The sequence below is a fragment of the Pseudomonas sp. ZL2 genome (genome assembly GCF_054788455.1).
Genome location: NZ_JBGOGX010000003.1, coordinates 284,065 through 301,772 on the forward strand (window position 1 = coordinate 284,065; position 17,708 = coordinate 301,772).

At 61.6% G+C, this 17,708-nt stretch carries 18 protein-coding genes; 6 read left to right on the forward strand and 12 right to left on the reverse strand.

Features of this window, described 5'->3' with window-relative positions; genetic code table 11:
* Positions 1–87: 87 nt before the first annotated feature.
* A complete protein-coding gene (locus tag ABM562_RS05025; protein ID WP_115084613.1) occupies positions 88–1,848 on the reverse strand; it encodes a cation:proton antiporter in 1,761 nt (586 codons plus the stop codon).
* A 324-nt stretch (positions 1,849–2,172) separates the two neighbouring features.
* Between ABM562_RS05025 and ABM562_RS05030 the strand changes: the two genes are divergently transcribed.
* Positions 2,173–2,658, forward strand: coding sequence for an acyl-CoA thioesterase (locus ABM562_RS05030; RefSeq protein WP_010222782.1), 486 nt, complete (start codon positions 2,173–2,175; stop codon positions 2,656–2,658).
* Here ABM562_RS05030 and pdxY read toward each other — a convergent pair.
* Entirely contained in the window at positions 2,655–3,527 is an 873-nt protein-coding gene (gene pdxY / locus ABM562_RS05035) for a pyridoxal kinase PdxY (RefSeq protein WP_134065240.1), read from the reverse strand. The genes ABM562_RS05030 and pdxY overlap by 4 nt on opposite strands.
* Positions 3,528–3,645: 118 nt before the next feature.
* Here pdxY and ABM562_RS05040 point away from each other — a divergent pair, with 118 nt between their 5' ends.
* Positions 3,646–4,038: a DUF3301 domain-containing protein gene (locus ABM562_RS05040; protein ID WP_010222780.1), complete on the forward strand. Its 393-nt coding sequence runs from the start codon at positions 3,646–3,648 to the stop codon at positions 4,036–4,038.
* Here ABM562_RS05040 and ABM562_RS05045 read toward each other — a convergent pair.
* Genes ABM562_RS05045 through zigA form a run of 3 tightly spaced genes read right to left on the reverse strand, consistent with a single transcriptional unit; the run spans position 4,035 to position 6,865 of the window.
* Positions 4,035–5,006, reverse strand: a complete 972-nt coding sequence (locus ABM562_RS05045) for a CobW family GTP-binding protein (protein ID WP_134065242.1) — start codon at positions 5,004–5,006, stop codon at positions 4,035–4,037. The genes ABM562_RS05040 and ABM562_RS05045 overlap by 4 nt on opposite strands.
* A gap of 42 nt (positions 5,007–5,048) precedes the next feature.
* Positions 5,049–5,657 carry a DUF1826 domain-containing protein gene (locus tag ABM562_RS05050; RefSeq protein ID WP_346617416.1) on the reverse strand — a complete coding sequence of 203 codons (609 nt, stop codon included), beginning with the start codon at positions 5,655–5,657 and terminating at the stop codon, positions 5,049–5,051.
* Positions 5,657–6,865 (reverse strand): zinc metallochaperone GTPase ZigA, encoded by a 1,209-nt coding sequence (gene zigA, locus ABM562_RS05055; protein ID WP_115084609.1) that lies wholly within the window; start codon positions 6,863–6,865, stop codon positions 5,657–5,659. The genes ABM562_RS05050 and zigA overlap by 1 nt, the downstream gene beginning before the upstream one ends.
* Positions 6,866–6,984: 119 nt before the next feature.
* Here zigA and ABM562_RS05060 point away from each other — a divergent pair, with 119 nt between their 5' ends.
* Both ABM562_RS05060 and folE2 read left to right on the forward strand, forming a co-directional pair.
* The gene (locus tag ABM562_RS05060; RefSeq protein ID WP_115084608.1) at positions 6,985–7,371 is read left to right on the forward strand and encodes a glutamine synthetase; all 387 of its coding nucleotides are present in this window, start codon (positions 6,985–6,987) and stop codon (positions 7,369–7,371) included.
* A gap of 24 nt (positions 7,372–7,395) precedes the next feature.
* Positions 7,396–8,283, forward strand: coding sequence for a GTP cyclohydrolase FolE2 (gene folE2 / locus ABM562_RS05065; RefSeq protein WP_346617415.1), 888 nt, complete (start codon positions 7,396–7,398; stop codon positions 8,281–8,283).
* 6 nt (positions 8,284–8,289) lie between these two features.
* On the opposite strand, the gene ABM562_RS05070 is transcribed toward folE2, so the two are convergent.
* Positions 8,290–8,817, reverse strand: a complete 528-nt coding sequence (locus ABM562_RS05070; RefSeq protein ID WP_115084606.1) for a DUF3617 domain-containing protein — start codon at positions 8,815–8,817, stop codon at positions 8,290–8,292.
* A 127-nt stretch (positions 8,818–8,944) separates the two neighbouring features.
* Between ABM562_RS05070 and cls the strand changes: the two genes are divergently transcribed.
* The gene (gene cls, locus ABM562_RS05075; protein ID WP_115084605.1) at positions 8,945–10,384 is read left to right on the forward strand and encodes a cardiolipin synthase; all 1,440 of its coding nucleotides are present in this window, start codon (positions 8,945–8,947) and stop codon (positions 10,382–10,384) included.
* 6 nt (positions 10,385–10,390) lie between these two features.
* Here cls and cfaB read toward each other — a convergent pair whose 3' ends face one another.
* Complete coding sequence (cfaB, locus tag ABM562_RS05080; RefSeq protein ID WP_115084603.1) at positions 10,391–11,575, reverse strand: C17 cyclopropane fatty acid synthase CfaB; 1,185 nt, start codon at positions 11,573–11,575, stop codon at positions 10,391–10,393.
* A gap of 209 nt (positions 11,576–11,784) precedes the next feature.
* Here cfaB and lpdA point away from each other — a divergent pair, with 209 nt between their 5' ends.
* Positions 11,785–13,185, forward strand: coding sequence for a dihydrolipoyl dehydrogenase (gene lpdA / locus ABM562_RS05085; protein WP_233673843.1), 1,401 nt, complete (start codon positions 11,785–11,787; stop codon positions 13,183–13,185).
* On the opposite strand, the gene ABM562_RS05090 is transcribed toward lpdA, so the two are convergent.
* The 5 genes from ABM562_RS05090 to ABM562_RS05110 all read right to left on the reverse strand — a co-directional run bounded on the left by ABM562_RS05090 (position 13,186) and on the right by ABM562_RS05110 (position 17,680).
* Positions 13,186–14,391, reverse strand: a complete 1,206-nt coding sequence (locus tag ABM562_RS05090; RefSeq protein WP_115084600.1) for a benzoate/H(+) symporter BenE family transporter — start codon at positions 14,389–14,391, stop codon at positions 13,186–13,188. It lies immediately after the preceding gene.
* A gap of 111 nt (positions 14,392–14,502) precedes the next feature.
* Positions 14,503–15,435, reverse strand: a complete 933-nt coding sequence (gene catA, locus ABM562_RS05095) for a catechol 1,2-dioxygenase (RefSeq protein ID WP_115084598.1) — start codon at positions 15,433–15,435, stop codon at positions 14,503–14,505.
* Between the two features lie 39 nt (positions 15,436–15,474).
* Positions 15,475–15,765 carry a muconolactone Delta-isomerase gene (gene catC / locus ABM562_RS05100; RefSeq protein ID WP_460421056.1) on the reverse strand — a complete coding sequence of 97 codons (291 nt, stop codon included), beginning with the start codon at positions 15,763–15,765 and terminating at the stop codon, positions 15,475–15,477.
* Positions 15,766–15,780: 15 nt separating this feature from the next.
* Entirely contained in the window at positions 15,781–16,902 is a 1,122-nt protein-coding gene (locus tag ABM562_RS05105; RefSeq protein ID WP_460421058.1) for a muconate cycloisomerase family protein, read from the reverse strand.
* Positions 16,903–16,921: 19 nt separating this feature from the next.
* A complete protein-coding gene (locus tag ABM562_RS05110; protein ID WP_115084592.1) occupies positions 16,922–17,680 on the reverse strand; it encodes a 1,6-dihydroxycyclohexa-2,4-diene-1-carboxylate dehydrogenase in 759 nt (252 codons plus the stop codon).
* Between the last annotated feature and the right edge of the window lie 28 nt (positions 17,681–17,708).

Genomic DNA, 17,708 nt, shown 5'->3' on the forward strand with positions numbered 1-17,708 from the left:
TAGAATCGCCACGCCTTCCTGCGCGTGGCGCTTCGCTACCGCTCCATCCCCTCGGACATTCGAACCGCCCCGCGCAGGAAGCGCCTCTTAGTGGTGGTTCTCCTGGTTGTTTTCCAGGGTCTCCAGCAAGGCGATCTGCATGCGTGTGTGCACGCGGATGAACCAGCGCCACAGCACTGCAACCACCACCGCCGCGACCACCACGATCAGTAACAGCAGCTCGCTGGTAGGCAGAATGCTGGCCGACAGCGCCGACAGCAGCAGGAAAATCACCAGCAGCGACAGCAGTGGGATCACCTCGGCAATCACCCGTCGAACCCGCTGGGTGTGCCGTCCGGCCATCTCCGGCTTGACCCCCATCTCCGCCAGCAGCATCGACAGCGCCTTGAGCTTGCGATACGCGGCGATCAGGAATGGCAGCGACAGCATCAGCGCCGCGCCCCAGATCAAGGCCTTCTGCTGGCCAACATCACTGACCCATTCGCTCAGGTAGTCACCAATGCGCGCGGCAAAATAGCCACCGCTGAAGAAGATCGCCACCACCAGCGCCAGGTTTACCCCCACCTGCAGCAGAATCCGTCGGATCATCGAGGCCAGCAATGCCCCTTCGCCATGGGGCTGGATGCTGCGCAACCACTCGCCATACAGCGACAACACCCGCGACAGGCGCCCCGGCACAACCTTGGCCAGCTTCAACGACAGTGGGTCGGCAGCACGAATCAGGTAAGGCGTGAGCAGTGTGGTGATAGCCGAAACGGCTACCGCCACCGGGTACAAGAAGTCGCTGGTGACCTGCAGGGTCATGCCCAGTGCGGCGATGATGAAAGAGAATTCGCCAATCTGTGAAAGCCCCATCCCTACCCGTAGCGAGGTACGTCCGTCGTTACCGGCGATAAAGGCGCCCATGCCGCAGGACAGCATCTTGCCCAGCACCACGGCGATGGTGATGACCACGATCGGCCAGGCGTACTCGACCAGGATCGAAGGGTCGATCAGCAAGCCGATGGCGACGAAGAAGATGGCACTGAACAGGTCGCGAACCGGCTCGATCAGCCGCTCGATCTTCAGCAACTGACGCGACTCGGCCATGATCGCACCGATCAGGAAGGCGCCCAGGACCATACTGTATTCAAGCTTGACCACCAGCAGGCAGAAGCCAAAACACAGGCCCAGGACGGTGATCAGCAGCATCTCGTTGCTTTCGAAACGGGCCACGTATGCCAACAGGCGCGGCACCAGCAAAATGCCGATGACCAGGGCGACGATCATGAACAGCGACAGCTTGCCGACTGTGGAGAACACTTCGCCGGAGCTCACCGTACCACTGACGGCGATGCCCGAGAGCAAGGCGATGATGCCGATGCCAAGGATGTCCTCGACGATCAGCACGCCAAAGATCAGCTGGGCAAAGCGCTCGTTCTTCATCTTCAGGTCGTTGAGCGCCTTGACGATGATGGTGGTCGAGGAGATTGCCAGGATGGCACCGAGGAACAGCGAATCCATGGTGTTCCAGCCGAACCAGCGGCCGATCTCGAAGCCGATCCAGATCATCAGCACGATTTCCAGGAACGCGGCGATGAACGCCGTGGCCCCGACTTTGAACAACTTGCGCAGGCTGAACTCCAGCCCCAGGCAGAACATCAGGAAGATCACCCCGAGCTCGGCCAGGGTCTTGATCGTGTCTTCGTCGTGAATCAGGCCAAACGGCGGGGTGTGCGGGCCGATGATAAAGCCGGCAACAATGTAGCCAAGCACTACGGGCTGCTTGAAGCGGTGGAACAGGATAGTGACCACCCCGGCAACCAGCATGATCACTGCCAAATCCTGAATAAAGCTGATGGCATGCACGGCGTGGGACTCCTTACCTGGTATCCAGAGACAAGCCGCAACTCACCCGATGAATTGTCTGATTGAGTTGCGGGTACATAGCGTTTTAAATGTAGGAAGCCCACGTTGCATGGGCCTCCTCAGGTTAACACCGCCGCTTGTCGCAAATAGCCGGTGCAATATGAAGAAACAGATCGACCAAAGCATCGCTGCAAATGGCACAAACAGCGTGACGGCAAGGCCGCTGTCAGCGTCCCGTCTACGTAGATGGGAATCGTATTGGGGGAAAGAAGCGTGAATAGCAATCGCCACCCCGCCTCAGCGCAACCTTACCGTGAGCACACTATGGAACCTGGAAACGCCCAGCTGTCGATGACCGTCCTGATGACCCCGGACATGGCCAACTTTTCTGGCAACGTCCACGGCGGCACCCTGCTCAAATACCTCGATGAAGTGGCCTATGCCTGCGCCAGCCGCTATGCCGGCCGTTATGTGGTGACCCTGTCGGTCGACCAGGTGGTCTTTCGCGAACCGGTGCATGTCGGCGAGCTGGTGACCTTCCTCGCCTCGGTCAACTACACCGGCAACACCTCGATGGAAGTCGGCATCAAGGTGGTCACCGAAAACATTCGCGAACGTTCGGTGCGCCACAGCAATAGCTGCTTCTTCACCATGGTCGCCGTCGACGATGACCGCAAGCCGGTGGCGGTGCCGCCGCGCCAGCCTGAAACCAGCGAGGAAAAGCGCCGTTTCCTGCAGGGCAAACAGCGCCGGCTGATCCGTCAGGAGTTGGAAAAACGCTATCAGGAGCTCAAGGGCGACGCCCTTTAAAAGGCCAGAGGCTGCGCTGCAAAGCGCAACCGCGGGTGCACGATGCGGTCCTGGGCACGCACCAGCTCCAGCTCGTAGCTGGCGCAGGCCTGGGTTTCCAGCAGCACTTCGTGCACCGCGGCGGCGGTGAACTCAAAAGCCGCCACCCAATCCTCGCCCAACAGCAAGCGCGCCAGGAACAAGCCTGAAGTCAGGTCGCCAACGCCTACCGGCTGGCGGGCAAACGCCAGCAGCGGGCGGCGGATATGCCAGCTGCCTTCGGCAGTCACCAGCAGCATTTCAAAGTCTTCGGCACCACGCCCAGGATAAGCCAGGTGCTTGACCAGGATCGCCTTCGGGCCCCGCGCCAGCAGGCTGCGGGCCATGTCGACACAGTCTTGCAGCGACTCGGCACGGCGCCCGCAGAAGCTGTCCAGCTCCAGCTGGTTCGGGCACAGTACATCTGCGCTGGTCAGCGCTTCTTCAACCAGAAACTCGCTGACCTCGGCCGGGACGATACAGCCCTTCTCCGGATGGCCCATCACCGGGTCGCACAGGTACAAGGCGCGCGGGTTGGCGGCCTTGATCCGGGCCACGCCGCTGAGGATCGCCCGCCCCTGCTCGGCACTGCCCAGGTAGCCGGACAACACTGCATCGCAATTGCCCAGCTCACCGATCGTCGCAATCCCCTCTACCAGTGCAGGTATTTGCGCTGGAGCAAGCACTTCTCCGGTCCACTGGCCATACTGAGTATGGTTGGAGAACTGCACGGTATTGAGCGGCCAGACCTTCACCCCGACCCGCTGCATGGGAAACACCGCAGCGCTGTTGCCGGCATGGCCGAATACCACGTGGGACTGGATGGCGAGCAGATGCGGTGTACGTTTCATGCAGGTCTTCCGAAGCGTAGGAATGAAAAACAAGGCGCGCAGTATGGCGCTAAATGCCACCTGTACGACAGACCGGGGAGGCAGTTAAGCTGGGCATACCTCGTTGGAGCATATGTAAATGTTGACCCTGGGAAATCTCTTCGTGCTGATGCTGCTGGCCACGGCAGGCGCCTGGTTGTGGCATAACCACGGCTTGCGTGAAAAGGCCCTGGAGCGGGTCAAGCAGCACTGCGCCAAGCTTGACCTGGAACTGCTCGATGGCAATGTCGCGCTCAAGCGCATCGGTTTCGTGCGCGACGCCAACGGCCGCAAGCGCCTGGCCCGCGTGTACAACTTCGAATTCACCGTGACCGGCGAACAGCGCCACCCCGGTACCGTTACCCAGTTCGGCGCCCACACCATGCAGATCGAACTGGCGCCCTACCCGTTCGAGATCAAGACGCCTCAACACCACGACAATGTCGTCGAGATGAACCAGTGGCGTCAGGATCATAACCGCTGGCGCAACTAGGCGCGGCAGGCCAGCATGGCTTGCTTTAGTCGTTCAGGGTCTTGCGGCTCGACGAAGATCAGCTCCAGGCGCGAGTCGCGGCGCCATTCACTGCTGCTCCACAGCAACGAAGGCTGCCCTGCCAAGGCGTTGATCGACTGCCAGCCGTCCAGGCTGTGGATAACTGCCTTGGCGCGGCGCCAGTCCAAGCCCTTCAGAAAAAGCTCCACGCGGCCACGATCAAACACCTGACTCGGGTGCCATCGCCAACCTATGCTCCAACCCTCCGCGGCCTGCTGAATACTGCAAATAGGCTCCTGCGGATTTGTCCACAGGCTGCTGACAACCCCGGAAACATTGACCGCCGCCAGCTTATCCACAGCGCCGGAAAATGGCGCTGTAGCGCTTTCCACAGGCACTTCGGACAAGGGTATCTGGCCAAAATCGGTCCAGAACAGACGGGCAGCAGGTAGCTGAGAAGTTATCCACAAGCGCTGTTGTGTCTCCAACCCGGCGGATTTGTTCAGCACCAGCAACCCGGCGCTGGCCAGGGTGGATTGTTGTGCTTCAGGCAGGGCAAAACCTGCAGCCAGTTGCTCGGCATCCAGCACCAGCACTGCCGGTTGTACCGCCAACACCCCCTGCCAAGGCGGCAAACGCAGCTGCTCAAGCAACTGCAACGGATGGCCTAATCCGGACGGCTCGATAAACACCCGATGCGGCCTGGCCTTGCGCAGCAACCGACCCAGGCCGACCTGGAACGGCATGCCGTTGACGCAGCACAGGCAACCACCGGCCACTTCACCCAGGGCAATCCCATCGTCATCGGTAGCCAGCAGCGCCGCATCCAGGCCGATCTGGCCAAACTCGTTGATCAGCACAGCCCAGCGCTCATCGGCGGGCCGCTGCGCCAGCAACTGACGAATCAGGCTGGTCTTGCCGGCACCGAGCGGACCGGCAATCACGTGGGTAGGAATGTTCTGCAACATGGGACGGAGAGTGCCTGAAATTTTCACCACTATGCCGCTATTTCAGGCCATCCAGTCAAGGCTGAGGATCAGACGACGTTCGCCGTTCACCAGCATCGGCGAACGATGGACCAGCCCGGCGCCCTGATTGCCGAGCCATTTCTCGCCCTTGAGCAAAGCCACCTCGCCCACGGCCAACTGGCGGACGGCATTGGCATCCGGTTGTTCCCGGGCGAGCTGCGATCGGTCGACTGCGCCTTCTTCCAGCCATTCACTGCCCGGGCCGGCGTAGGTGCTCAGCAAACGCAGGGGGACATGATCGACATGAAACCGCGGGCACATGGCGTTGCTCAGCGCCTGTAACCGCAGTCCGACACGCCGGGCATCAAGCAGGCAAGCGTAGGCGGCTACCAGCCAGGCAACATCGGTCAGAAACGCCACGTGGCCCTCCAGGTCGGCATAACTGCCCAGCAAGCCACTGAGGTCCGGCAGCTGTTGCTGCTCATCCAGTTCGATGACCCGGCTTTCACCGAGCGGTTGGTTCAGCGACAACAGCAACCGGGCAAAGTCCTCGATCTGCACCGGCAGGCGCCGCTGCCACACCGCGAGGTTCACGCCATCCTGCAACGCCTCGGTGAGTACCTGAGGGGTTTCGCCGAATGCCTGGCGCATCACGCCGCTTCCTCGTCGAACCAGGGGCCAAACGGGTCGGACAATTGCCGCCAGCTGTGCACGCCTGCGGCCATTTCTGCATCGCTGAGCAGGCAGGCCGAGAGCTCGGCATCCAGCCGGGCGAAGTCGATGTTCTGCCCAATGAACACCAGCTCCTGGCGGCAATCGCCGCATTCGGCATTCCAGTTCTTGAGGATGGCTGCAGTACTCTGCTCATCCTGCGGCCAATGCTCGCGTGGAACAAAACGCCACCAGCGCCCGGCAAAACCATGGCGCATCATACCGCCCGCTTGCGACCAGCTCCCGGCGTCCTGGTGCTTGCTGGCCAGCCAGAAGAAGCCCTTGGAGCGCAGCAGCCGGCCGTTGTCCCAGGGCTTGTGGATAAAGTCGAAAAAGCGCTGCGGATGCAGCGGCCGGCGCGCTTGCCAGGTAGTAGCGGCAATGCCGTACTCCTCGGTTTCCGGCACATGCTCCCCGCGCAGTTCCTGCAGCCAGCCGGGCGCCTGGGCGGCGCGCTCGAAGTCGAACAGACCGGTGTTGAGGATCTGTTGCAACGGCACCTGGCCCATGACCATCGGCACAATCTGCGCCTGGGCGTTGAGACTGCGCAGAATGGCACTGAGCTCTTCGCGCTCGGCGCTGCTGATCAGGTCGATCTTGCTCAGCAGAATCACGTCGGCAAATTCCACCTGTTCGATCAGCAGGTCACTGATCGAGCGCTCATCTTCTTCACCAAGGGTTTCGCCACGGCTGGCCAGGCTTTCGGCTGCCTGATAATCACGCAGGAAGTTCAAACCATCGACCACGGTGACCATGGTGTCCAGGCGTGCCTGGTCGGCCAGACTGCGGCCTTGCTCATCACGAAAGGTGAAGGTCTCGGCTACCGGCAACGGCTCGGAGATGCCGGTGGACTCAATCAACAGGTAATCGAAACGCCCCTCACGGGCCAGGCGGGCGACCTCTTCGAGCAGGTCTTCACGCAGGGTGCAGCAGATGCAACCGTTGCTCATCTCCACCAGCTTCTCTTCGGCGCGGTTGAGGCTGACGTTGCGCTGGACCTCACTGGCATCGATGTTGATTTCACTCATGTCGTTGACGATCACCGCGACCCGCAGGTTGTCGCGGTTTTTCAGCACGTGATTGAGCAGCGTGCTTTTGCCGGCACCCAAAAAGCCGGAGAGCACGGTGACGGGAAGACGGTTGGGCATGGGGGCTATCCTCATCAGGGCGAGTGCATTCGAACGATGCATTGCGCAATGTTATATTATAACAATACAATCTCGCCAACCCACTTCGCTCAGAACATGACCAAAGGCCGACCTGAAAGATGAAATCGCGTTGCTTGTTTGCCTTCGCCGCATTGCTGCTGTGCGAGTTCGCCAGCGCGAACACCGCGCCCCTCAGCAACGGCCTGGCGCTCTGTACCCGCAGCGCAACACTGCTTGCCTGCAGCGATGCCCAAGGCAATTACTACAGCGTGCAAACCCAGGGCAGCACTACCTACCTGCGCGGCTTTGAAATGGAAGGTCGCAGGCTATGGGCACAAACCAACAGCCGTTATGGCCAGCTGACCTTTTACACAGGCGTGGCGAGCAACGGTGAAACCTGGGTCGGTTACAGCCGGCGCGTGGGTTGGACCACCTTGAACAGCGTGTCCAGTTCCACCGGGCAGCGTTTCAATCTGCGCTGCAATCGCCTGAGCGGCTGCCAATAGTCTTCCTTGAAAAGTGAACCACTGATGAGCGCTTTCACCCTTCCTGACATTGCTGCCCAAGCCACTAACAGCCAGTTGCCACTGGATTGGGTGGGCATGAGTGGTATTGCCCTGCCCCTACGGATCAATGGGCAGATTTTGCCAGCAAGTGCCGACGCGGGTGTCAGCCTTGATGATGGCGCCTCTCGGGGCATTCACATGTCACGCTTGTACCTGGCGCTGGAAGCTCTAGAACAACAAGCGTTGAGCCCTGCGTTAGTGAACGAAGTTCTGGAGCGGTTTCTCGATAGTCATATCGGGCTTTCCGCCAGCGCGTTCTTGACCCTTCGTTTCGAACTGATGCTCAAACGACCTGCCCTGATCAGCCCGTTGGCGGGCTGGAAAGCCTATCCGGTTACCCTGGATGCGCAGATAAAAGACGGAGTGTTCCACGTGGAACTATTTGTCGATGTGGAGTATTCCTCCACCTGTCCCTGCTCCGCTGCCTTGGCTCGACAGTTGATTCAGCAGCAGTTCCTCACCGACTTTGGCAATCGCAGCTTGAGCCATGAAGCTGTCTTGAGTTGGCTGGGCAGTGCCGAAGGTATCGTCGCTACCCCCCACAGCCAACGCAGTGTGGCGAAGCTGCAGGTTCGTTTGAGGCAAGGGATTAACGAACTGCCGCTAGAAGCGTTGATCAACCAGGCCGAAAATGCCTTGGGCACTGCGGTACAAACTGCGGTAAAGCGCGCCGATGAACAGGCCTTTGCCTTGGCCAATGGACAGAATCTTATGTTCTGTGAAGATGCCGCCCGGCGACTGCACGTGGCCTTGAAAACCCTGCCCTGGCTCGGCGGCTTCAACCTGCGCGTGGAACATGCCGAAAGCCTGCACGCCCACGACGCAGTCGCTCACAGCCAATGGCGGTGGTGAGGCGCTTCAGGTTCGCGGTTTGACCGTACCGCAATCATTACCCAGCCACACCGCACGGGTGTTCATGCTGCCTTGCTGTTGCACGCCGGAGGCATTGAAGGTGCCGTTGACCTTGGTCAGGAACTCGCGGTCGCTGAGGAACTGAGCCTCACCATTGCCCTGGGCTTTCGGGCAGCTGAAGGTGAACTTCCAGACATTGCCGTTGCGCTCGGTGATTTTTTGAGTACAGCCGGACTTGGGATCCTGCAGCGGAATGTCATTGGTTTTCACCTGCTCAGGCGTCAGACAGGAACGTACGCCCTGACCGGCCACGCTGATCCCTTGCTTGGCCAGGCCACCCTCGATCATCGCCCGTTGTTCAGGCGGCAGGTTCTTCAGTTGGCCGAGCATGAAGCCCATGTCCGGCAACGGCTTGCCATCGACCTGCATGTTGCTGGTGGTCAGCTCCCACAGGCCAGGTTGCAGCACCTGCGCATGCACCAACGGGCTTGCCAGGCCCAGCACCAGTGCCAGCAGCGGCAGACGATTCTTCATGTAATGACTCCTCGAAACTCCAGCCCCAAGCTGGAACACAGCTTAGACGTCAATTTGTGCTTTCGGTTGCAAGTGCTGCCATGAACATGCTCTGTTAGGGGCAGAGCCTTCGGACAGCAGGATGCGTATGGATTACCACAGCCCCTACTTCTTCGGTTACCTCATTGGCGTGATTCACCTGCTTGGCGCAATCGCAGCCTTGCACGCAGTGTTCACCGTGCGCACGGCCCAGGGGGCAATTGCCTGGGCGTTGTCGCTGCTGTTCATTCCCTACTTCACCCTCATTCCCTATCTGGTATTCGGCAGCCGAACCTTCGACGCCTACATCCAGGCCCGGCGCCAGGCCAACCGCGAAATGCACGTGGCCATGGCCGACCTGAACTGGCGACCCTGGGTCGAGGAAGCCTTGGCCGCGCGCAACTCGGAATCCTATGGCGCACTGCGGGCGATGCCCAAGCTCGGGCGCATGCCGTGCCTGGCCAATAACCAGGTGCGCTTGCTGGTCGACGGCAAGGCCACCTTCGATGCGATCTTGCGCGCCATTGCTGGCGCTCGCGATACGGTGCTGGTGCAGTTCTTCATCATTCACGACGATACCCTCGGGCGGCAGTTGCAAACCCTGTTGCTAGAAAAAGCCGCCGAAGGCGTGAAGGTCTACGTGCTCTATGACCGCGTCGGCAGCCACGCCCTGCCTTCCGCCTACAGCCAGAAGCTGCGTGACGGCGGCGTGAACATCCGCGCCTTCGCTACCCGCCGCGGCTGGTTCAACCGCTTCCAGGTCAACTTCCGCAACCACCGCAAGATCGTCGTGGTCGATGGCCTGCAGGGGTTTCTTGGCGGGCATAACGTTGGCGATGAGTACCTCGGCGGCAACCCCAAGCTGTCGCCCTGGCGTGATACTCACGTACAGGTCAGCGGGCCGGTGCTGGCCTGCTTGCAGGAGTCGTTCGCCGAAGACTGGTTCTGGGCGTCGCGAAACCTACCGCCACTGATTCTGCCGGATACCTACCCGGAAGACGGTGTGCTCTGCCAGGTGTTGGCCAGCGGTCCGGCCGACCCACAGGAGACCTGCTCACTGTTCTTCGTCGAGGCCATTCACGCGGCGCGCGAACGGCTGTGGATCACCAGCCCCTACTTCATCCCCGACGAGGCGGTGTTCGCTGCCTTGCGCCTGGCGGTATTGCGCGGTGTGGATGTGCGCATCCTGATTCCTTCGCGACCGGACCACCGCATCGTCTACGCCGCCTCCAGCCTGTTCGCCTTCGAGGCGGTGCGCGCCGGGGTGCGTATGTTTCGCTATGAGCCGGGGTTCCTGCATCAGAAGGTGGTGCTGGTCGATAGCGAGATCAGCGCCATCGGCAGCGCCAACCTCGACAACCGTTCGTTCCGCCTCAACTTCGAAATCATGCTGCTGACGGTGGACCGCGAGTTCGCCGACCAGGTCGAAGCCATGCTCGCCCATGACTTCGATCGAGCCCGGGAGATCACCGCCGAAGACACTCGCGACACGCACCGCCTGCAACAACTGGGGATGCGTATCGCCAGGTTGATCTCACCGATCTTGTAAGGCGCTTCAGCGGTAGAAGTCTGCACGGGTCAGCGGCAGGTCATGGCTGCCATCGGCGAAAGGTTTCACCGCGAGGATCTGGTGCAGGTTGATCCAGCCCTTGGCAAAGGCGTAGGAACAACCGGCCAGGTACAGGCGCCAGATGCGCAGGGCCTTCTCTGGCACCAGCGCGCCAGCCTTATCGAGTTGTGCTTCGAGACGGTTGCTCCAATGTTCCAGGGTCCGCGCGTAATGCAGGCGCAGGCTCTCGACGTCGACGATTTCCAGGCCCGCCTCGCTGATCCGCGCACTGATCATCGACAGGTGCGGCAGCTCGCCATGGGGAAATACGTAGCGCTCGATAAAACTACCGGCGCCACGCCCGACCGGTCGTCCATCGGTGTGCTTGGAGGTAATGCCGTGGTTCATCACCACGCCGCCTTCGCGCACTGCCCCGAACAGCCGCTGGCAATACAGCGCCAGGTTGGCATGGCCGACGTGTTCGAACATACCGACACTCACTACCTTGTCGAAGCGGCCGTCCTGGGGCAGGTCACGGTAATCAAGAATCTGCAGCTCCACCTGCCCTTCCAGGTCTTCGGCCTTGACCCGTTCACGGGCCAGCTTGAGCTGCTCCTGGCTCAAGGTGATGCCGAACACCTTGGCGCCGAACTCCCTCGCCGCATAGCGCGCCAGCCCGCCCCAGCCACAACCGACATCGAGCAGGTAGTCGCCTTTCTGCAGGCGCAGCTTGCGGCACAGGTGCTCGAACTTGTTCTGTTGGGCTTGCTCCAGCGTGTTGGTTGCCGATTTGAAATAGGCGCATGAGTACGCCATGTCGCTATCCAGCCACAGCTGGTAGAAGGCGTTGGACAGGTCGTAGTGGTAAGAGATCGCTGCCGCATCGGTAGCCTTGTCATGCTCGGTACGCACCGGCTGATCGTCTTCTTCATCCTTGAGCAAGGCCACGCTGAGTTCGTCGCAGACACGGATCACCTCAGCGATGGAGCCTTCCAGTTCCAGCTTGCCTTCAACGAATGCCGCACCCAGTTCATCCAGGCTCGGATGGGTCAGTTGGGTGATCAGTTGCGGATCCTTGACCAGGATGGTGACCTGCGGCTTTGGTCCCAGATCGAACGCATGCCCATCCCAGAGCTTCAATCGCAGCGGCAGTTGCAGGCTTTGCAGAACAGGTGGAAGTTGCGCAAGCATGAAATGAGCCTCCTTTTTTCATCGGACGTCTGTCGAAAAGGGTAGTTCATCTACAGCAAGTTTCAGCTAATGCCGACCATAGTCTGAGCCTATCTGCCCCGTTCCAGACCTTGCGACGCCTGATCAAGCCCGCGATCAATTGTATACAATCAATCGAATTGCGGATTAGTCTTGGCGCCATTGTCGATTCTTCATCCTGGAGTACAACAATGAAAAACTATGATGTGGTGATCATCGGCGGCGGGCCTGGCGGCTACAACGCGGCCATCCGCGCTGGCCAGCTGGGCCTGAGCGTAGCGTGCGTGGAAGGCCGTTCAACCCTCGGCGGCACCTGCCTGAACGTCGGCTGCATGCCGTCCAAGGCCCTGTTGCATGCCTCCGAGCTGTATGAGGCGGCAGTTGGCAGCGAGTTCGCCAGCCTCGGCATCGAAGTCAAACCAACCCTCAACCTTGCGCAGATGATGAAGCAGAAGGACGAAAGCGTCAGCGGCCTGACCAAGGGCATCGAGTTCCTGTTCCGTAAAAACAAGGTCGACTGGATCAAGGGCTGGGGCAAGCTCGACGGCATCGGCCGGGTCAAAGTGACCGACGACCAGGGCGCTGTCACCGAGCTGCAGGCCAAGGACATCGTCATCGCTACCGGTTCCGAGCCAACGCCGCTGCCAGGTGTCACTATCGACAACCAGCGCATCATCGACTCCACCGGTGCCCTGGCCCTGAGTGAGGTGCCCAGGCACCTGGTGGTGATCGGCGCCGGCGTGATCGGCCTGGAGTTGGGTTCGGTGTGGCGCCGGCTGGGCAGCCAGGTGACCGTGGTCGAGTACCTTGATCGCATCTGCCCCGGCACCGATGAAGAAGCGGCAAAAACCCTGCAACGCTCCCTGGCCAAGCAAGGCATGAAGTTCAAGCTCGGCAGCAAGGTCACCCAGGCCAGCGCTTCGGCGCACGGGGTGAACCTGAGCCTGGAGCCTGCCGCTGGCGGCAGCGCCGAAACCCTCGAAGCCGATTACGTGCTGGTCGCCATCGGCCGGCGCCCCTACACCCAGGGCCTGGGCCTGGAAAGTGTCGGCCTTGAGACTGACAAGCGCGGCATGCTCGCCAACCAGCACCACCGCACCAGCGTGCCGGGGGTCTGGGTGATTGGCGATGTCACTTCCGGGGCGATGCTCGCGCACAAAGCCGAGGACGAAGCCGTCTCCTGCATCGAGCAGATCGCCGGCAAGGCTCATGAGGTCAATTACAACCTGATCCCGGCGGTGATCTACACCCGCCCGGAGCTGGCCAGCGTCGGCAAGACCGAAGAACAGCTCAAGGCCGAAGGGCGCGAGTACAAGGTCGGCAAGTTCCCTTTCAGCGCCAACAGCCGGGCCAAGATCAACCACGAGACCGAAGGCTTTGCCAAGGTCCTGGCTGACGCCCGTACCGATGAAGTGCTGGGTGTGCACCTGGTCGGCCCGAGTGTCAGCGAGATGATCGGCGAGTACTGCGTGGCCATGGAGTTCAGCGCCTCGGCTGAAGACATCGCCCTCACCTGCCACCCGCACCCGACCCGCTCCGAAGCCCTGCGCCAGGCAGCGATGAACGTCGACGGCAAAGCCATGCAGATCTGATCAGTCAGCCTGCACCCCTGCCCTGCCAGCCTGTGGCGTCAATCGCCGCAGGTTGAGCAGCCAGTGTGCGAACAGGCCGAAAATCAGCCCCCAAAACGCCGCCGACAAACCAAGAAATGACATGCCCGAAGCGGTCACGAGAAAGGTGATCAGCGCCGCTTCACGGTCACTCGGCACGCTCATCGCCCCGGCCAGTGCGCCGCCAATCGCCCCGAACAACGCCAACCCGGCCAGGGCCGCAATCAAGGCAGCGGGGAAGGCGGTGAACAGTGAAACCAGGGTCGCGCCGAATAATCCCAGCAGCAAATACAGCACGCCACCCCAAACCCCGGCCCAATAGCGGCGGCCAGGGTCGTCATGAGCCTCGCGTCCGGTACAGATTGCTGCGGTGATCGCCGCCAGGTTAAGGCCATGGCAACCGAACGGCGCCAGCAATAGGCTGGTCAGGGCATTGCTGGCAATGATCGGGCTGGCAGGTGTGCGATACCCGTCGTTGCGCAACACCGCGATGCCCGGCACGAATTGCCCGGTCAGGGCCACCATCACCAGCGGCAGGCTGATGCTCAGTACTGCATTCCAGCTAAACGCTGGCGTGGTCCATACCGGCGTGGCCAGGCCGATCACCAGTGCCGAGCTGTTCAACTCACCGCCCAGCACAGCAATGCTCACGCCGCAGACCAGCACCGCCAGCACCGCATAGCGCGGGGCCAGACGCTTGAACAGCAGGTAGCTGACGAACATCGCCAGCACCAGGGTTGGCTGCGATTTCAGCGAAACGAACAGACCCGTGCCGAAGCTGAACAGGATGCCCGCCAGCATCGCTGCCGATATGGCTGGCGGCAGCTTGCCGACGATACGGTCGAAGGCGCCGGACAGCCCCACCAGCAGGATCACCAGGTTGGCGACGATGTAGGCACCGACGGCTTCGGCAAAGGCGACTCCCGGCAACAACGCTACCAGCAATGCCGAGCCCGGTGCCGACCAGGCAATCACCAGTGGCACCTTGTAGCGCAGGCTGAGGATTACCCCGAGCAGGCCGCTGCCGATGGAAATCGCCCAGACCCATGAAGACAGTTCGGCCGCCGACAGCTGGGCGCTGTGGGCGGCCTGGAAGATGATCACCAAGGGGCCGGCGTAGGAAATCAGGGTGGCGATGAAGCCGGCGACCAGGGCGGAGAGGGAGAAGTCCTGGAATATTGTTTTCATGAATTTATCCAGTCGTGGGCTTCTGAAAGGCATCGCTGGCAAGCCAGCTCCCACAGGGTTTGCACTGAACCTTGTGGGAGCTGGCTTGCCAGCGATGGATTCAACCCGGCCTCAAACGTCCTGCAACGCCCGCGGCCGCTGGCTGCGCTGCTCACTGGCAGGCTTGGGCGCACTCAACAGCTGGAAGTCAAAGTCCATCTCGGCAAAGCGCCCCTCCACACCACGAACATCGGCCGCCGCCGCATCCTCGACAAAGCGCAACTCGCCAATCAACCCGTCACGGGTGGCGTAGGCGAAGTCATCCCACAGGTACTCATCGCCCGCCAGGTTGATCTGGGTGGTCAGGTGCCGGTAGCCAGGGGCCGAGATGAAGAAGTGGATATGCGCTGGGCGATTGCCGTGACGACCGAGCTGAGTGAGCAACTCCTGGGTCGGCCCGTCCGCAGGGCAACCGTAGCCCGACGGCACGATACTGCGGGCGCGGTAGCGGCCTTCGGCGTCGGTAACGATGCGCCGGCGCAGGTTGAACTCGGACTGCGTGCTGTCGAAATACGAGTAGGTGCCCTGAGTGTTGGCATGCCACAGGTCGACCACGGCGCCAGCTACCGGCTGGCCCTGTTCATCCAGCACGCGGCCCTGGAGGAACATCACCGTGCCCGGGTCACGGCCATCGTCCATACGCACCTCGCCTTCGGCCAGCGGGGCACCCGCCACATACAACGGGCCTTCGATGGTCCGCGGGGTGCCGCCACTGATGCCGGCTTCGGCATCCTGGGCGTCCAGTTGCAGGTCCAGATAGTGCTCGACGCCGAGCCCGGCAACCAGCAGCCCGGCTTCCTGGCGCGAGCCGAGGCGGTTGAGGTAGTCGACCGCCTTCCAGAACTCGTCGGGGGTCACTTGCAGGTCTTCGATGAGGCGCGCCACATCGTTGACGATGCGCTGGGTCAGCAGCTTCAGGCGCGGGCTGCCCTGGTCGTTGTGCAGGCCACTGACTTCTTCGAAGAATTTCTGGATATCGGCAGTGTGAGCAATCTTCACGGTCATGACGGGTTACCTCGAATTGTTGTTATCGGCGCTCGTTGTTCAGCGGTCGTCGCTGTGGATCGATGACGGGTGGCGGCACAGGCCGTCGACTTCGATGTCCATGTAGGGGAACAACGGCAGTTGCATCAGGGTGTCGTGCAGGGCTTCGACGCTGGGCAGGTCGAACACGCTGTAGTTGGCGTAATGCCCGGCGATGCGCCACAGGTGGCGCCAACTGCCTTCGCGCTGCAGGCGCTGGGCCAGTTCCTTCTCGTCGGCCTTGAGCTGCGCGGCTTTGGTCGGGTCCATGTCCAGGGGCAATTTCACGGTCATTTTCACGTGGAACAACATGGTGTCTCTCCTTGCTTACGTGCGGCTGAAGAACGCCAAGCGCTCTTCGTCCAGGGTCAGGCCAAGGCCGGGAGTGCGGGGTACCTGCAGGGCGAAGTCGCGGTACACCGGCGCATCGATCACGATTTCTTCAGTCAGCAGCAGTGGGCCGAACAGCTCGGTATGCCAGGTCAGTTGGTTGAGGGTGACGAAGGCATGGGCGGCAGCCAGGGTGCCGATCGAGCCTTCGAGCATGGTCCCGCCGTACAGGGCGATACCGGCGGCTTCGGCAACTTGCGCGGTACGCAGCACAGCGCGTGGGCCACCGTTCTTGGCGATCTTCAGGGCGAAGATGCTGGCGGCGCCGTCAGCCGCGAGGCTGAAGGCATCCTCGACGCTTTCGATTGATTCATCAGCCATGATCGGTGCCGGGCTGCGCTGGTTCAGGCGCACCTGGCCGGCACGGTTGATGCGCGAGATCGGTTGCTCGATCAGGTCGATGCCGTTGTCGCCCAGCACCTGGCAGGCGCGGATCGCCTGGGACTCGTCCCAGTACTGATTGACGTCGACGCGCACGCTGGCACGCTCGCCCAGTGCCCGCTTGATCGCGATGACATGGCGCAGGTCATGGGCCACTTCGTTGGCGCCGATCTTCAGCTTGAAGATCCGGTGACGGCGCAGGTCGAGCATCTGCTCGGCCTCGGCGATGTCGCCCCCGGTGTCGCCGCTGGCCAGGGTCCAGGCCACTTCCAGGCTGTCGCGTACACGCCCGCCGAGCAGCTCGCTGACCGCCAGGCCCTGGCGTTTGCCTTGAGCATCGAGCAAGGCGCTTTCGATCCCCGAGCGGGCAAAGGTGTTGCCCTTGATCACCTTGTCCAGGCGCTGCATGGCGGCGTTGATGTTGCTGGCATCCAGGCCGGTCAGCAGCGGCGCGAAATAGCTGTCGATATTCTGCTTGATGCTTTCCGGGCTTTCGTTGCCGTAGGCCAGGCCACCGATGGTGGTGGCTTCGCCGAGGCCTTCGATACCGTCGCTGCACTGCAGGCGGATGATCACCAGGGTTTGCTTCTGCATGGTGTGCATCGCCAGCTTGTGCGGGCGAATGGTTGGCAAGTCGACGATCAGGGTCGAGATGCGCTCAATCAGGGGATGACTCATCAAGGTTCTCCAGGGGCGCTCAACCGAGGTCGCCGCCGCCGACCGGCAGCACCGTGCCGGTGATGTAAGAGGCTTCGTCGCTAGCGAGGAAGAGGATTGCGCCAACCTGTTCATCGAGGTTGCCGTAGCGTTTCATCAGGCTGCTGTCGAGGGTCTGATCGACGATCTGCTGGTACCAGACTTTCTCCTCGGCGCTCTGCTCGGCACTGTTGCGCGGTACCCGCCGTGGCGGTGCGTCGGTGCCGCCGGGCGCCGTGGCGTTGACCCGCACTCCGCGTCCGGCGGTTTCAAAGGCCAGGCAGGCAGTCAGTGCATTGACGCCACCCTTGGCCGCGCCATAGGGCACGCGATTGATGCTGCGGGTAGCGATCGAGGAGACGTTGACGATCGCCCCACTGCCCTGCTCAAGCATGTAGGGCAGCGCCGCATGGCAGCACCACAGCGTGGGAAACAGCGAGCGGCGCACTTCCGCTTCGATCTGCGCCGCTTCGTAGTGCTCGAACGGCTTGGCCCAGAGGGTGCCGCCAACGTTGTTGACCAGCACATCGAGGCGGCCGAAATGCTCCACCGCAGCGGCCATCACTCGGCTGCACTCGCTGTGCTGTTCAAGATCGGCGGTCAAACTCAGCACGCCCTCGCCTTGCAGTTCATGCACCAGCTCCGAGCGATCCACGGCCACCAGCGTCGCGCCTTCTGCAAGCAGACGCTCGCACAGACGACGGCCGATCCCCTGCGCCGCGCCGGTAACCAGCGCGACCTTGTTGGTGAATCTGTTCATGACAACCTCGAATAAAAAAGGGACCGAC

Excerpts from the sequence above, each read along its gene's own strand:
- lpdA (WP_233673843.1), top strand. The coding sequence starts at position 11,785 with ATGAAAAACTATGATGTGGTGATCATCGGCGGCGGGCCTGGCGGCTAC.
- pdxY (WP_134065240.1), bottom strand. The coding sequence starts at position 3,527 with ATGAAACGTACACCGCATCTGCTCGCCATCCAGTCCCACGTGGTATTC.
- ABM562_RS05050 (WP_346617416.1), bottom strand. The coding sequence starts at position 5,657 with ATGCGCCAGGCATTCGGCGAAACCCCTCAGGTACTCACCGAGGCGTTG.
- ABM562_RS05060 (WP_115084608.1), top strand. The coding sequence starts at position 6,985 with ATGAAATCGCGTTGCTTGTTTGCCTTCGCCGCATTGCTGCTGTGCGAG.
- ABM562_RS05045 (WP_134065242.1), bottom strand. The coding sequence starts at position 5,006 with ATGTTGCAGAACATTCCTACCCACGTGATTGCCGGTCCGCTCGGTGCC.
- ABM562_RS05110 (WP_115084592.1), bottom strand. The coding sequence starts at position 17,680 with ATGAACAGATTCACCAACAAGGTCGCGCTGGTTACCGGCGCGGCGCAG.
- ABM562_RS05090 (WP_115084600.1), bottom strand. The coding sequence starts at position 14,391 with ATGAAAACAATATTCCAGGACTTCTCCCTCTCCGCCCTGGTCGCCGGC.
- catA (WP_115084598.1), bottom strand. The coding sequence starts at position 15,435 with ATGACCGTGAAGATTGCTCACACTGCCGATATCCAGAAATTCTTCGAA.
- ABM562_RS05070 (WP_115084606.1), bottom strand. The coding sequence starts at position 8,817 with ATGAAGAATCGTCTGCCGCTGCTGGCACTGGTGCTGGGCCTGGCAAGC.
- folE2 (WP_346617415.1), top strand. The coding sequence starts at position 7,396 with ATGAGCGCTTTCACCCTTCCTGACATTGCTGCCCAAGCCACTAACAGC.
- zigA (WP_115084609.1), bottom strand. The coding sequence starts at position 6,865 with ATGCCCAACCGTCTTCCCGTCACCGTGCTCTCCGGCTTTTTGGGTGCC.
- catC (WP_460421056.1), bottom strand. The coding sequence starts at position 15,765 with ATGTTGTTCCACGTGAAAATGACCGTGAAATTGCCCCTGGACATGGAC.
- cfaB (WP_115084603.1), bottom strand. The coding sequence starts at position 11,575 with ATGCTTGCGCAACTTCCACCTGTTCTGCAAAGCCTGCAACTGCCGCTG.
- cls (WP_115084605.1), top strand. The coding sequence starts at position 8,945 with ATGGATTACCACAGCCCCTACTTCTTCGGTTACCTCATTGGCGTGATT.
- ABM562_RS05105 (WP_460421058.1), bottom strand. The coding sequence starts at position 16,902 with ATGAGTCATCCCCTGATTGAGCGCATCTCGACCCTGATCGTCGACTTG.
- ABM562_RS05040 (WP_010222780.1), top strand. The coding sequence starts at position 3,646 with ATGTTGACCCTGGGAAATCTCTTCGTGCTGATGCTGCTGGCCACGGCA.
- ABM562_RS05030 (WP_010222782.1), top strand. The coding sequence starts at position 2,173 with ATGGAACCTGGAAACGCCCAGCTGTCGATGACCGTCCTGATGACCCCG.